Source organism: Streptomyces sp. NBC_00620, from assembly GCF_026341825.1.
GTDB lineage: Bacteria > Actinomycetota > Actinomycetes > Streptomycetales > Streptomycetaceae > Streptomyces.
The window spans coordinates 1,352,231-1,366,510 of record NZ_JAPENY010000002.1 but is presented as its reverse complement, the minus strand read 5'-3'; the positions used below and the strand labels follow the sequence as shown (position 1 = coordinate 1,366,510).

Genomic DNA, 14,280 nt, shown 5'->3' with positions numbered 1-14,280 from the left:
TGTCCACCTCCGAGTCGGCCCGGGACGCCGGCGGAGTCGGCCGGGCAGCGGCGGGTACGTTCCCTGCCGCCACCCCTATCGCAGCCGAAGAACTCCCCCTGCGCCTCACCCACCACGGGCGAGCCGGACGAGCCGCGCGAGCCCGTGCACCGCTCACCGCTCACCGCTCACCGCTCACCGCTCACGCCGAGACGGTCACAGCAGCCCCAGCTCGCGCCCGCGGAGCACCGCGTCGTGACGCCGGTTCACCGCCAGCTTCCGGTAGACGCTCTTGAGGTGGGTCTTGACCGTGTTCACCGAGACATACAGATCGGCGGCGATCTCGTCCGTCGACATCATCTGGGCCAGCCGTTGCAGCACATCGCGCTCGCGTCCGGTCAGCTCCTCCACGACAGGCGCGGGAGGCTGGTCCTTGGGCGGGTGCGGACCGCCGCGCGGTGTCGGACCAGGCGTGAGCCAGCCCGCGGCAAGGCCGCGCATCGGTACGAGGCCCAGCAGAGGCCGGATCCACGGCCCGGCTTCGATGAAGGGACGCCGCAGCCGCTCACGCCGGGCCTCGTGGAGGGCCTGGACGACGAGCCTGCGCGAGGCGGCGAAGTCCCCCGCCTCGTCGGCGGCACGCGCCCTCACCAGCGAGGCCCGGACGGTCACCGCGGGGCCGAGGCGGCCCTCGGGGTGCAAGCCGTCGAGCAGGTCGATCGCCTCTGCGGGCCTGCCCGCGGCGAGCTGAGCCCGCGCGGCCCCCACGACGCACGCCACCTGGCCGTCGGGCACCGCCTGCAGCAGCTCGGCGGCAGTCTCCGGCCTGCCTTCCGCCAGGTGTACGGCGGAGGCGACCAGCGCGGTGTGTCCCACCGCCCAGGGGGAGACCACGTCGGCGGTGACCGCCTGTTCCGTCGCTGCGAGCGCGGCTTGCGTGTGACCCTTCGCAGACAGCAGACCGGAGGTGGCGATGGACCGCCCCGCTTCCGTCACCGGGTCCCGCATCTCGCGGTGCGGGTCGGCGGCCTCGTCGAGGAGGTCCTGAGCCCCACCCAGTTCGTTCCGGTCGACCGCGACGGCGGCCAGGACCAGTAGGCCGAGGCCGGAGCCGGACGCCCGAGGCAGACTGAACCGCTCCGCCGTGTGCAGCGCCGCCAGGGCCTTGCGTTCCGCCCTGCCGAGCCAGCCGTTCAAGTAGTCGATCAAGGCCAGATGCCCCAGGGACTCCCCGCGCGGAAGTGCCGTCGAAGCTCCCCCGGAGGAGCCTGCCGCCGTGGTGAGAGCGGCACGTGCGCCGTCGAAGCGCCCGGCCCACAGCCGCGTCGAGCCGAGATGGGTCATGAGGAGAGCGGTGAGTTCGGGATGCTCTTCCAGAAGGCGGGTGGGTATCCGCTCCTGGAGTCTCTCGGCCGCCTCCGCCGCCATTTCCGCCCTGTCCGGCGAACCGGTCAGCCGGGCCGCCAGGGCTTCCAGGAGGGCGCAGCTCAGCTGGGCCGCCGCGAGGCCGGTCGAGCCGTCCCCGGCCGGCATCTGCTGCCCCGCAAGACTCTGCTGGGCGTGCTGCAGGTGGGTCAGGCCCCGGTCGAGGTCGCACCCGGACAGTTCACGGGCCGCGTGGACCAGTTCCGTGGCGGGGCTGGTGGCCTCGGGCCCCATCCGTGAGAAAAGTTCGGCCAGGTCGTCGCGGCGCAGGCCGGTGAAGAGCTGGCCGATGGCGAGATCGTCGACGAGGGCACCGGCCGTGAACTCCCAGTCGCCCGCGGCCGCACCGTGACCGAGTGTCTCCGCGAGGGATCCGGAGTCCCGCAGCCAGACCGCGGCCCGCCGGTGGAGTTCGGGCTCGAGGCCGGGAGACCGCGCCCGCAGATGGGCACGGAGGATCTCCCCGAACAGCGGGTGGAGGCGGTACGAGGCGTGCCCGAGGTGCTCGACGAACGCGTTCTCGCGGTGCAGCGCGGCCAGGATGGACACCGCATCGGTTCTCTCCGTCAGCGCGTTGGCCAGCTCGGGACAGAAGCGCTCGAGGACGCTGACCCGCAGGAGGAGGTCCTGCGTCTCGGGGCTCTGCCGCTCGAGCACCTCCGCGAGCAGGAAGTCGGCGACCGTGGTGTCTTCGGCCTCGAACTCCTTCAGATACCTCTCGGGATCCGGGCTCTCCCGCGCGGCCAGGGCGCACAGCCGCAGTCCGACGGCCCATCCCCGGGTGCGCTCCACGAGGGTGCGCGCAGCGGGCACGGGAAGGCGCAGCCCGTGCGACTCCAGCAGTACGGCCGCTTCGTCGAGGGTGAATGCCAGCTCGGCGTCCCTGATCTCCGTCATGTCGCCGGCCGCTCGGTAGCGGTGCAGCGGCAGCAGCGGTTCGGTGCGGGTGACGAGAATCAGGCGCATGCCCCGTCCCGAGTGGTGCAGGACGAACTCCAGCTGCTCCGCGATCTCCGGGTCGGTCACCCGGTCGTACGCGTCGAGCACCACGATCGCGGGCGCGTCCCGGTCGCTCAGTGCGGCGGCGAGCCGCGCCAACAGCGCGTGGTCCACACGGCTCGCGTCCGCGGGGAACCCGACCTCGGCGGGCAGCGGCACACCGGAGACGCGCAGGGCCTGGAGCAGATACGCCCAGAACGTTCCGCACCCCTGGTCCGCTTCGGTGGTGAGCCAGGCGACGGACGTGTCCCGTGCCGCGGTCCAGTCGGCGACCAGCAGGGTCTTGCCCGCCCCCGCGGCTCCATTGACCACGGTCAGCGGTGTCAGAAGTGCCTGGTCGAGGTGGCTGACCAACCGCTCCCGCCGCAGGAACGTCGCAGGGGGCGTCGGTATCGCGAACCGCGTACGCAGAAACGGGTCTCCCCTGGGATCGGCGCCCGGCGTGGCCGCTTCCTGACCGTTCTCCGCCAACCCAGCCATGGAACTCACCGCCGTTGTTCGTCAGGTCATGGGCAGCGCTCCTTTCAGCATCCCAGCGTTCCTGTGCATGTGCGCGCCGGGCCCGGTGCCTCGCCCGGAGGCCCTGGGCCCAGCGCACGCTTCTGCGGGTCCGTTGAAAGACCCGCGGCCTTCAGCGGGCGGCGTCCATCTGGTGATCCAGCGAGAGGGCGGCCGTGATCAGCGCCAAGTGCGTGAAGGCCTGCGGGAAGTTCCCGAGCTGGTCCCCCGTCGGACCGATCTCCTCGGCGAACAGACCCGCGTGGTTGGCGTAGGTGAGCATCTTGTCGAAGGCATACCTGGCCGGACCGAGCTGCCCCGCCTGCGCGAGCGCGTCGACGTACAGGAAGCTGCACAGGGAGAACGTGCCCTCGCTGCCGCGCAGTCCGTCCGGGGACGCCGCCGGGTCGTACCGATGGACAAGGCTGTCGGAGACGAGTTCCTGTTCCATCGCCTCCATCGTGGACAGCCAGCGCGGATCCTTCGGCGAGATGAAACCGACGGAGGGCATGAGCAGCAGGGAGGCATCGAGGGTGGTGTCCCCGTACTCCTGCACGAACGCCCGGCGCTCCGTGCTCCAGCCGCGCTCCATGACCTGGCCCATGATGTTGTCCCGTGCCGCGCCCCATCCCGCGGTGTCGGCGGGCCGGGCGAATTCACGGGCCATCCGGATGCCCCGGTCGAAGGCGGTCCAGCACATGACGCGGCTGTAGGTGAAGTCCTTCTGTCCGCCCCGGGTCTCCCAGATCCCCTCGTCGGGCCGGTCCCAGGCCTTCACCAGCCAGTCGAGCACCCCGGACAGGGCCTTCCAGCCCTCGTACGGCGGCACTTGGCGAGCGTCCTCCACTCCTTGCGCCAGTGCCAGCGCCGCCTCACCGTAGATGTCGAGCTGGAGCTGGCCCGCGGCGCCGTTGCCCACCCGTACCGGCGCCGATCCCTGGTAGCCCTCGAAATGGTCGAGAACCTCCTCCGGCAGATCCGGTTCCCCGTCGATGCGGTACATGATCTGCAGGGGCTCGCCGCTCACGGTGCGGCCCGCCCGGACCCGGTCACCGAGCCACCTGCTGAACGCGTGGGCCTCCTCGAGGTAACCGAGTCCCAGCAGAGCACCGACCGACAACGAGCCGTCCCGTATCCAGGTGTAGCGGTAGTCCCAGTTGCGTGTGCCGCCGATCTGCTCGGGCAGCCCCATGGTGGGCGCCGCGACGGGCGCCCCGGTCGGCGCGTACGTGAGCAGTTTCAGCGTGATGGCCGACCTGTTCACCATGTCCTGCCAGCGCCCGCGGTACCGGCTGCGGCGAACCCACGCGTGCCAGAAGTCCCGGGTCCCCTTGAACAACGTCCTCACGTCCGCCTCCGTCAGCGGCGGCAAGGGCGCGTCGTCCGCATCACCCACTGTCAGCACTACGGCGGCGAACTCGCCCTCGGCCAGGGTGAGTTCGCTGCGTACGTCGTCCCCTTCCCTGCTCCACCTGATGGGACCGGCCGTCTGCAGCGACGCCTGGGCGCCGGGAGCGTCGAAGCGGACCGCGTCCTCGCCCACGTCGGTGCGGTGCCCGGCTCGGCCGTAGTCGAAGCGGGGCCGGCACTCCAGGGAGAAGCGGACCTGGCCACGGGTCGCCCTCAGGATCCTGACCAGCCGGTGCCGGGCCGCCGGGCGCTCCGGGTGGTCCACCGGCATGAAGTCGATCACCTCGCCCACTCCCGCCTCCCCGAGGAAACGGGTCACCAGGATCGCGGTGTCCTGCAAGTACAGCTGCACCGGGGGGCGTTGGGTGTCGGCGGCGACGGTGAAGTGCCCGCCGCGGTCGTGGTCGAGGAGCGAGGCGAACACGCTGGGCGAGTCGAACCTGGGCGCACACAGCCAGTCGACCGTGCCGTCGGAGGAGACCAGCGCGGCGGTCTGCAGGTCTCCGACCAGCCCATGGTCCGCGATCGGGGGATAACGTCGCATATCAGTGGTTCCTTCCGGCAGGAGCGTCCCGGGCACCCGAGCGTCCCGGGCGCCGTGCGCCCCGCATCCGCCACCCTCGCCGCGCCGGGGCGCGCCGGCCTCCCCCGGCACGGGTGAGTTCTCCGGCGCCGGAGAACGGGTCGTCCCGCCAGCTCCTTCAGCGCGGCCGGGCGCTCTGCGGGTGCGAGCGCGCCGACCGCGGAGCACGCTGGAAGCGCGCCCGGATGTGGGGCAGCCGTGCGCCGGAGCAAGCGCAATGGGAGCTCGGAGGTGGTCCCCGTGGCGCACGACCCCGGCCGGCAAGTGGACGAGACGGCGATCTCGATGCTGGAGGCGCTGTTCACGCAGTCACCGATCGGGCTCCACCTGCTGGACACCGATCTGCGGGTGGTACGGGTCAACACCGCCACCCCCCTCATGCGTGGCGGTCCCTCGGACGAACTGCAGGGACGCCCGGTCCGCGATGTCTACGACATCGTCGAAGGCGGCGCCCTGGAGGCACTCCTGCGCGAGGTGCTGGACAGCGGAGCCCCCCTGCTGCAGCGCGTCGTCCGGGCGCGTGTCAAAGGGGACCCACCGCAGGAGCGGCACTTCGAGATCAGCGCGCTGCGCCTGCAGAGCCCGCGCGGGTCGGTGCTGGGAGTGGCCGTCACCGCGATCGACGTCACCGCACGGGAACGCGCCCGTACCCGAAGCGAGGTGCTCGACTCCGTACGCCGGTACGTGGGACGCACTCTGGATCCGGCCGTGACCGGCGAGGAACTCGTCCCGACCGTGGTCCCCGCGTTCGCCGACATCGCGATCGTGGAGGTGGTGGAGGCCGTGATCCGCGGTGACGACCCGCCGCAGGCCCCGCTGCCCACGGGCACGCCCCTGATGCGCACCGCGTTCCGCAGCAACCGGGCACGGCCGCCGCAGGCCCATCCGGTGGGCGACGTCCGCCGGCTGCCGGCTCCGACCCCTTTCACCCAAGCCCTGACGGACCTGCGTCCACGCGTGGTCGCGCTCCGTCCGACCGCACCGTGGCTGTCCGTCGATCCCCCGCGCGCGGAGGCCATCCACTCCTCGGGGGCCCACTCCCTCCTCGTGGTTCCCCTGGCGCTGCGCGACGCGGCCCTCGGCGTGGTCAGCCTGTACCGCAGCGGAAACTCCCCTCCCTTCGACGAGGGCGACCGGGAGCTCGCGGCCGAGCTGGCCACACACACGGCGTTGTGCATCGACAACGCGCGGCGCTACATCCGGGAGCACACGGTCGCCGCCACGGTCCAGCGCCAGCTGCTGCCCCGCCGCCCGGTGACCCACCCGTCGCTGGAGACCGCCTACCTCTCCGTCACCGGCGCCGATCCGGGCGCCTGGTACGACACCATCGCCCTGTCCGGCGCCCGTACCGCCCTCGTCGTCGGCAAGGTGTCGGGGCGCGGTCTGAACGCGGCCGCGACCATGGGGCAGCTGCGCACCGCCGTACGCTCCCTGTCGGCGTTCGACCTCGCCCCCGACGAACTCCTCGCCCGTCTGCACCACACGGCGGGACAACTCGCGGCCGAACGGTCGCATCTCCCGTTCGGCGATCCGCTGCGCCGCGAGGCGCTCACCGCCGACTGTGTGTACGCGGTACACGACCCTCTTACCGGCATGTTCACGATGGCGGCAGGCGGCCACCTGGCTCCCCTCGTCGTGCGCCCCGACCGCACGGTGACCGTCCCCGGCGCACCTGCCGGGCCGCGGCTGGGCACGATGGAGGGCGCGCCCTTCGCCGCCGTCGACGTCGAGGTGCCGGACGGCAGCGTCCTGGTGTTCACGAGTGACCCGCTGCTCACCGCGTATCTCGCGGAGTCCTCAGGTCCGTTGGCGTCGGCGCCGGACTACCGCGAGCGCCCGCTGCAGGACCTCTGCGACGCCCTCGTCTACGCGCTCCCGGCAGGTCTGGGCGCCGGCGATGCCGCGATGATCGTCGCGCGCACCCGGTCCTTTCCCCCCGACCGGTTCGCCGCGTGGCCGCTCGACCCCGACCCCGCCGCCGTGGCCCTCGCCCGACACCGCACCCGCGGGCAGCTCGCCGCCTGGCACGTGGACGACGAGACAGCCTTCAACACCCAGCTCATCGTCAGCGAACTCGTCACCAACGCGGTCAAGTACGGCAGCCCGCCACTTGAACTCCGCCTGATCCACGACCGCACCCTGACCTGCGAGGTACGGGACGCGGGCACGGCCGCACCGCACCTGCGCCACGCGGGCATGGTCGACGAGGGCGGACGCGGTCTCTTCATCACCGCGCAGGTCGCACAGACGTGGGGAACCCGCTACACGGCCCCGGGCAAGACGATCTGGACCGAGCAGGCACTGCCGCGCGTCACGAACCCCGACAGCATGCGCTGACCTCACGGTGCGGGCCCGGCCAGAGCCCCTCCCGCCCAGAACCGGTCCAGTACAACGGAATTGGCCTTGGCCGGCGGATTCGCGGGACGGTTAGCGTCGCTCCCATGCGCATTCGAATCGTCGACGCCTTCACCGACCGCCCCTTCACCGGCAACCCGGCCGGGGTCCTCCTCCTCGACCCGTCCCCGTCGGCGTCGTCCCCGTCCTTCCCGGACGACGCCTGGCTCCAGAACGTGGCGCTGGAGGTCAACCACGCCGAGACGGCGTTCGCCCACCGCCTGCCCAAGGGCGGCGAGGCCGACTGGGCGCTGCGCTGGTTCACCCCCGTCGCCGAGGTCGCGATGTGCGGGCACGCGACGCTGGCAACCGCCCACGTGCTGCACACCACGGGCGCCCACGAGGGACCCGTACGGTTCGCCACGCTCAGCGGCGTCCTCATCGCCACCCCCCACGAGGACGGTTCCATCACGCTGGACTTCCCCACCGCGCCGCTCACCCCGGTCGAGATCCCGGACAAGGTCGCCGAGGCCCTCGGTACCCAGCCGCTCTCGGTCTTCGACACCGGCCCGAACATCGGCGACCTGCTGATCGAGGTCGCCGACGAGAAGACGGTCCGCGGCCTCACCCCCGGCCACAAGGCTCTCGCGCGATACTCCGAGCGCGGCATCATCGCGACCGCCCGCGCCGAAGACCCCTCCCAGGGCTACGACTTCGTGTCCCGCTGCTTCTTCCCGAACCTCGGCATCGACGAGGACCCGGTCACGGGAAGCGCCCACACAGCCCTCGCGCCCTACTGGTCCGAGCGCCTGGGCCGCCCGGACCTCACCGGCCTGCAGGCCTCCGCACGCTCCGGTCTCGTCCGCACCCGACTGCGCGGCGACCGCACACTCCTCACCGGCCGCGCGGTCACGGTCATCGAGGGCGAACTGCTCGCGTGACAGCACCGAAGGGGCGTACGAGAATGCCGTACGCCCCTTCAAGTTCCGTACGCGCTTCAGGACCGCCTCACGCCGTCGGCAGCCACCCCACCTTCCCCGCCAGCAGCGCGTACCCCACGAATGCCCCGATGTCGAGCAGCGAGTGCGCCACCACCAACGGCCCGACTCGCCCCCAACGCCGGTACAGGTAGACGAAGACCACGCCCATCGCCATGTTGCCGACGAACCCGCCGATGCCCTGGTAGAGGTGGTAGGAGCCGCGCAGCACCGAGCTCGCCACCAGCGCGGTGACCGGCGTCCAGCCCAACTGGCCAAGGCGGCGCAGCAGATACCCGACGACGATCACCTCTTCGAGGACCGCGTTCTGGATCGCGGACATGATCAGCACGGGGAATTTCCACCACACGTCGGGCAACGCCTCGGGCACCACCGTGAGGTTGGCGCCGAACCCCCGGGCCGCCAGATAGAAGGCGATGCCCGTGCTGCCGATCACCGCCGCGATCACGGCCCCGCGCCCGAGGTCCGGCCAGGGGCGCGTGCGGTCGAAGCCGATCACGCGCAGCCCCTCGCCCTCCCTCAGCAGGAAGTGCGCGACCAGCGCGACGGGCACCAGCGCCGACGCGATTCCGAAGAGCTGCCAGGCCAGATCCAGCCAGGGACGCCCGGGCGCGGCCGAGGCGTTCATGGTGGCCGCCTGATTCGCGAGCCCTCCTGGTTTGGTGACCGACCCGATAAAGCTGATCAGCGCGGAAACCCCGCTCGCGCCGAGCGAGAGCCCCAGGACGAGCAGCGTCTCATCCCGGAAAATCCGTCGTGTCAGCCCCTTCTCCCGAAAGGAATCGGCCACCGACCCCGCCTCCACCTGCACTCCCGCCTCCAGTTGAGTAATCCCGCCTCATCCCCATCTTCGCCCCGCTAGGGTCTCGAAAGAAGTTACGAAGATCGTGCGCGACTGGCCGTTGGGGGACGGGCGCCGTACGGGGCGTACCTCCCCCTTTTGTCTGCCTTGTGACCGTTTCACGGCTCAGGGCTCAACAGGGAGGCACCACCCTCATGGGACGACACAGCTTGCCCGACGAGTACGGGGCGGGCACCGCCGACCCCCGACCACGCGCGCGCCGTCGCACTGTGGCCATCGCGACGGCGCTCGTACTCACGGTCGCGGCAGGCACTGCGGTCGCGGTCCGCAGTGGCCTGCTCTCCTTCGGCTCCTCCTGCCGGGACGACGCGGTGCGCGTCAAGATCGCCGCATCGCCGGACCTGGCACCCGCTCTCACGGCCACGGCGGAGTATGCCCGTGAGCGCGACATCACCTCCGACGGCCACTGCCTCGACGTCAGCGTGACCGCTCGCGAGTCGTACAAGGTCGCCGACGCCCTGCTGACGGGCAAGAAGTCCGACGTCCAGGCGTGGGTGCCCGACTCGAATCTGTGGGTGCAGCGCGTCACCGGGGACAGCGACGCGACCCAGGTGAGCGACGTCGGCAACGTCGCGTCGTCGCCGGTCGGCGTCGCCATGATCCCGACGGCCGCCAAGTCGCTGGGGTGGCCGGACAAGACGTACACCTGGACCGAGTTGGCCGGTGCCGCGATGACGAGCGACCGCCTGAAGCTCGGCGCCGCCGACCCGGCGCGCAGTGCGACCGGTCTGCTCGCGCTGACGCAGCTGAGCAGCGCGGCGGCAGGGACCGAGGGCGGCGACACCCAGGCGGCCGCCATGGCCCAGGCGCTCTCGCAGCGCACTTCCGACAACGACAGCCAGGTCCTGGACACCCTCCCGCGCGACTCCTCGGGCACCGAGCAGGGCAACCCGAAGCGGAACCAGGCGCTGATCCTCTCCGAGCAGGCGGCGTTCGCGTACAACTCCTCGGCCGACAACGCCGACGGGCTCGACCTCTTCTACCCCAAGGACGGAACGCCGCTGCTCGACTACCCGTTCACGCTGGTCGACGAGGTACGGCTGAGCACCGACGAGAGCCGCGCGGCCCTGCGGTTCATGGCCCTGCTTGGCGAGAAGGAGCCCCAGAAGATCCTGGAGAAGCACGGCTTCCGCACGGACGACGAGAACCCCTCGGCCGCACTGGTCACCGAGGCGGGCGGACGCGCCCCGCAGCCGTACGCACGCGTAGCGGCCGAACCGGCCTCGGCGAAGGCGCTCCAGGAGGCCCTCGGCATGTGGACGATCACGGTGCAGAGCGCCCGTATCACCACGGTCGTCGACGCCTCCGCCTCCATGACCGAGCCGGTGCCGGGCACCGACCAGACCCGTATGGACGTCACCAAGGCGTCCCTGCTGCAGGCCCTCGCCACCTTCACCCCGGAGGACGAGATCGGCCTGTGGAAGTTCTCCACCCGTCTCGACGGCGACCGCGACTACCAAGTCGTGGTGCCGACCGAGCGGCTCGGCGACACCAAGGGCGAGGGCACCCAGCGGGACAAGCTGTCGGCCGCCTTCAGCGCCCTGGAGCCCGTCCCGGGCGGCTCGACGGGTCTGTACGACACCACGCTGGCCGCGTACCAGGCGGCCACGTCCTCCTACAAGAAGGAGAAGTTCAACGCGCTGGTCCTGCTGACCGACGGCGTCAACCAGGACCCGGGAAGCATTTCGCGCTCGGCCCTGGTCGCCAAGTTGCAGGAACTCACCACCCCGGAGCGCCCGGTGCTGCTGATCGCGATCGCGGTGGGCCCGGACGCCGACCAGGAGGAGGTCGAGGAGATCGCCAAGGCGACCGGCGGTTCCGGCCACCAGGTCAACGACCCGTCGCAGATCCACTCGGTGATCCTGAAGGCGATCGTGGAGGCGGGCAGCCAAGGCTGACGCCCACCTCTCACGCCCGCCTCACCCCCCACGTCTCACCTCTCGCCTCTCGCCTCTCACCTCAAGGAAACCGGCTCCGGCAGCCCCACCGGCCAGGTGTGCACGGGCTCCCCGAGATGCATCAGCTCGCCGTAGCGCCGTGTGGTCGCGGCCAGCGCGTCATCCCGCCCGAGCCCCTTCTCCAGCGCCCGGTGGAAGGTCGCCGCCTGCCAGCTCGCCCCGTTGACGCGCAGCCGGCACCGCTCCTCGATCACGCCGAGATAGAGGTCCCGGTCGGCGGGCTCGACCCCCCACGCGTCAAGGCCCGCCGCGGCGAGCGGCAGCAGCTCGTCCCGCACGAGCGCCACGGCCTCCACCTCGTGCGTCCCGCCGTACCGGCCACGCCTGGGCCACTCAAGGCGCGCGTCGATGCCATGGCGGCACGCGGCGTCGAAGTTGGCGGCGGCGGACGCGAAAGGCAACCGCGCCCACACGGGCCGCGCCTCTTCGGCAAGCGCGCGGACGAGCCCGTAGTAGAAGGCCGCGTTGGCGATGACGTCGGTGACGGTGGGGCCTGCGGGCAGCACCCGGTTCTCGACACGCAGATGGGGGACCCCGTCGGCGACCCCGTACACGGGCCGGTTCCAGCGGTACACCGTGCCGTTGTGCAGCACGAGTTCGGCGAGCTTCGGAATGCCTCCGGCGTCCAGGACACCCAGCGGGTCCTCCTCGTCGCAGATGGGCAGGAGGGGCGGGAAGAAGCGCAGGTTCTCCTCGAAGAGGTCGTACGCGGACGAGATCCACTGTTCCCCGAACCAGGTGCGCGGCCGTACCCCCTGCGCCTGCAACTCGGGCGGCCTGGTGTCGGTGGACTGCTGGAACAGCGGGGGCCGGGACTCGCTCCACAGCTCGTGGCCGAAGAGGAAGGGCGAGTTGGCGCCCACCGCGACCTGGGCCGCGGCGACCGCCTGCGCGGCGTTCCACACGTCGGCGAACCGACCCGGGGTGACCTGGAGGTGCAACTGCACGGAGGTGCAGGCGGCTTCGGGCGCGATGGACTTCGACGTACAAGTGAGTCGCTCCACACCGTCGATGTCGAGCGCGAAATCCTCGCCGCGGGCTGCGACTATCTGGTCGTTGAGCAAGGTGTAGCGATCGACGTCCGACAGGTTCGAGGAGACCAGATCGCTCTGTTCGAGCGTCGGCAGAATCCCGATCATCACGATTCCGGCGTCGACTTCCTTCGCTTTCCGATGGGCGTACGCGAGGGAGGTCCGCAGCTCCTCGGCGAGCCTGTCGAATACCCGCCCGCCCAATCGGTGTGGGGCTATGTTGATTTCCAGGTTGAACATGGCGAGTTCTGTTTGGAAATCGCGGCTCGCAATCCTTTCAAGTACTTGCGCATTCATCATTCTCGGGGTTCCGTCGGTCCCTGCGAGATTCAGCTCGATCTCCAGGCCCATGAGATTCTTCGGGCGGTCGAACCGCTCCTCCTCCAGCAGCCGCGCCAGCCCCGTCAGACACTGCCGGAGCTTGCCGCGGTAGTGCTGGCGATCGGACAGGGCGAACGGCCCTCCCACGACCTTCTCTCCCATCGAAGCGTCCCTCCTCGGATGGGCAGGCCGATACCCCGGCCCCTGGCGTCCCTGGTCACGGGGGATGATGCCCAGGCAACGCGATCGATAACGTCCTGCGGACACCCGCCGCCCGCTACTCTGAACCGAGTGCTCCCAGGCACATTCACCAGGCATGGAGCAGTGCGCAGTTTCACTCGGGAACGATCTCGTGAAAAACGCCGACGAGAATCGGCCGACCGCTCCGGCGAAGCATTCCGAGGTCATCGCGGCGCTTCCGCACAGAACCAGCATAAACCTCTCGTTTCGCCGACCGAATAGTGCCTTGCTCTTCATATTCGAGGCGGCTAGACGAAACACCGTGAGAACACGTCTCGTATAAACTCCGCGAACGAGGCAGAGAGTTGGCGCTCGCGGTCCCAGGGTCCTGCCGTCCAGGTGACACAGGCAGGCGACACATGTGTCGGCAGATCCAGATCCCTCGCCCCTTTGACCCCGAGAGCTGACAGCGCCGTCCGCCCACGCCCTCGCGCCACCGTGCCTGTCGAATGAGAGGCGACCCACCATGCCGCTGCACGTACCCCCGGCTCCCGCGCCCGCCCTGCGCTCCGTCCTCACGGCACTCGGTTCACCCACCGCCGTCCGCGAGGCGCGTACTCCGTCCCTACGCATGGCACAGGGACCCGTCACACCCGAACTCCCGCTTCCCGTGCACGTCCTGGACCGGATCGCCCCCGCGGGAGGGTCCGCCACCCGGCTCGCCGGGTGGCGCTTCCTGATCCGCTGCGGCGACCGCGCGGTCGCCGCGGCCGACACCATGCTGACCCCCGACGGCTGGGCCTTCTCCCGCTTCTTCGAGGGCCCGTACATCACCGCCACCGAACGCGCGCTGCGCCAGGCCGAGAGCATGAAGCAGTCGTACCAGGCCCGCCTGCTGTCCGTGCCCGAGCTGTACATGCTCACGCTCTGGCTGCACGGCGACGTCACCGCGGACGGCGCCACCGGCCACCCCGCCGCCACCGACATCCTGGTCCCGCTGGCGCCCGCCCCGCCCGGCATCGCCGCACACCGTCCGCACCGCGTCGCCGAACTGCTGCCGGTCCTCACCCACCGGCTCACTCCCGCCCCGCTGCTCAGCTCACCCGCGTAGCACAGCTACCCGCACCAGCGTCCGTGCCCCGCCGCCGCTCTGCCGGCGCGGGGCACTTCGCTCGTTCGGGCCCCAATGCGCTCGTACGAGGGAAAACGCCCCCTGCGCCCGACCTGACTAGCCCCATTCGACCACCACGAACCACCCGAAGAGACAACGCAGTTGGAATGAACCGTCCGCACGGGTGATGCGTCATCAACCTGTGAGAAGTGCTGCCGCGAAATCCCTGCGGATTGACGCCCGTGGGGCAACACTGGGTTCCATACAACACATCAACGGGGGGCGGCCATGACCACATCGAGCCGCGGGACAGACACCACAGCCAACACTCACATCTCAACCCAGCGAAAGATCCCATCCATGTGCCAGCACAAGCCGCCGTGTCCGCCAGCCGAATCCGCCGACCGGGAGTCCGCCCGCCTCGCGGCGCACCACCCTGAGCAGGGATGGAGCCTCCTGTGCAACGGCGTTCTGCTCTTCGAGGACACCGGTGAGCTCCTGCCTGACGGCCAGATCATCGCCCCGCACCGCCCGAAGGGCAGCGAGCACGTGATGACGGCGGCCTGAACCGCACGACCGGGTGGCGCCCGC

Annotated in this window: 9 protein-coding genes; 5 read left to right on the top strand and 4 right to left on the bottom strand. The window is 70.8% G+C overall.

What is annotated here, in order from left to right:
* Positions 1 to 195 precede the first annotated feature (195 nt).
* Both OG246_RS25300 and OG246_RS25295 read right to left on the bottom strand, forming a co-directional pair.
* Positions 196 to 2,883, bottom strand: a complete 2,688-nt coding sequence (locus OG246_RS25300; RefSeq protein ID WP_266468011.1) for a LuxR C-terminal-related transcriptional regulator — start codon at positions 2,881 to 2,883, stop codon at positions 196 to 198.
* 151 nt (positions 2,884 to 3,034) lie between these two features.
* Positions 3,035 to 4,855, bottom strand: a complete 1,821-nt coding sequence (locus OG246_RS25295; RefSeq protein ID WP_266468008.1) for a glycoside hydrolase family 15 protein — start codon at positions 4,853 to 4,855, stop codon at positions 3,035 to 3,037.
* Positions 4,856 to 5,134: 279 nt separating this feature from the next.
* Here OG246_RS25295 and OG246_RS25290 point away from each other — a divergent pair, with 279 nt between their 5' ends.
* Both OG246_RS25290 and OG246_RS25285 read left to right on the top strand, forming a co-directional pair.
* The gene (locus tag OG246_RS25290; RefSeq protein ID WP_266468007.1) at positions 5,135 to 7,231 is read left to right on the top strand and encodes a SpoIIE family protein phosphatase; all 2,097 of its coding nucleotides are present in this window, start codon (positions 5,135 to 5,137) and stop codon (positions 7,229 to 7,231) included.
* A 104-nt stretch (positions 7,232 to 7,335) separates the two neighbouring features.
* Positions 7,336 to 8,169, top strand: a complete 834-nt coding sequence (locus tag OG246_RS25285; protein ID WP_266468005.1) for a PhzF family phenazine biosynthesis protein — start codon at positions 7,336 to 7,338, stop codon at positions 8,167 to 8,169.
* 67 nt (positions 8,170 to 8,236) lie between these two features.
* Here the strand turns inward: OG246_RS25285 and OG246_RS25280 are convergent, their stop codons facing one another.
* Positions 8,237 to 9,037 (bottom strand): CPBP family intramembrane glutamic endopeptidase, encoded by an 801-nt coding sequence (locus tag OG246_RS25280; protein WP_266468002.1) that lies wholly within the window; start codon positions 9,035 to 9,037, stop codon positions 8,237 to 8,239.
* A 185-nt stretch (positions 9,038 to 9,222) separates the two neighbouring features.
* On the opposite strand from OG246_RS25280, the gene OG246_RS25275 reads away from it, so the two are divergent.
* Positions 9,223 to 10,986, top strand: a complete 1,764-nt coding sequence (locus OG246_RS25275) for a substrate-binding and VWA domain-containing protein (RefSeq protein ID WP_266467998.1) — start codon at positions 9,223 to 9,225, stop codon at positions 10,984 to 10,986.
* A 56-nt stretch (positions 10,987 to 11,042) separates the two neighbouring features.
* Here OG246_RS25275 and OG246_RS25270 read toward each other — a convergent pair whose 3' ends face one another.
* A complete protein-coding gene (locus tag OG246_RS25270) occupies positions 11,043 to 12,560 on the bottom strand; it encodes a glutamate-cysteine ligase family protein (RefSeq protein WP_266467995.1) in 1,518 nt (505 codons plus the stop codon).
* Between the two features lie 544 nt (positions 12,561 to 13,104).
* Between OG246_RS25270 and OG246_RS25265 the strand changes: the two genes are divergently transcribed.
* Together OG246_RS25265 and OG246_RS25260 are read left to right on the top strand one after the other, a co-directional pair.
* Positions 13,105 to 13,689: a hypothetical protein gene (locus OG246_RS25265; RefSeq protein ID WP_266467992.1), complete on the top strand. Its 585-nt coding sequence runs from the start codon at positions 13,105 to 13,107 to the stop codon at positions 13,687 to 13,689.
* A gap of 360 nt (positions 13,690 to 14,049) precedes the next feature.
* Positions 14,050 to 14,256, top strand: coding sequence for a DUF5999 family protein (locus OG246_RS25260; protein ID WP_266467988.1), 207 nt, complete (start codon positions 14,050 to 14,052; stop codon positions 14,254 to 14,256).
* Positions 14,257 to 14,280 lie beyond the last annotated feature (24 nt).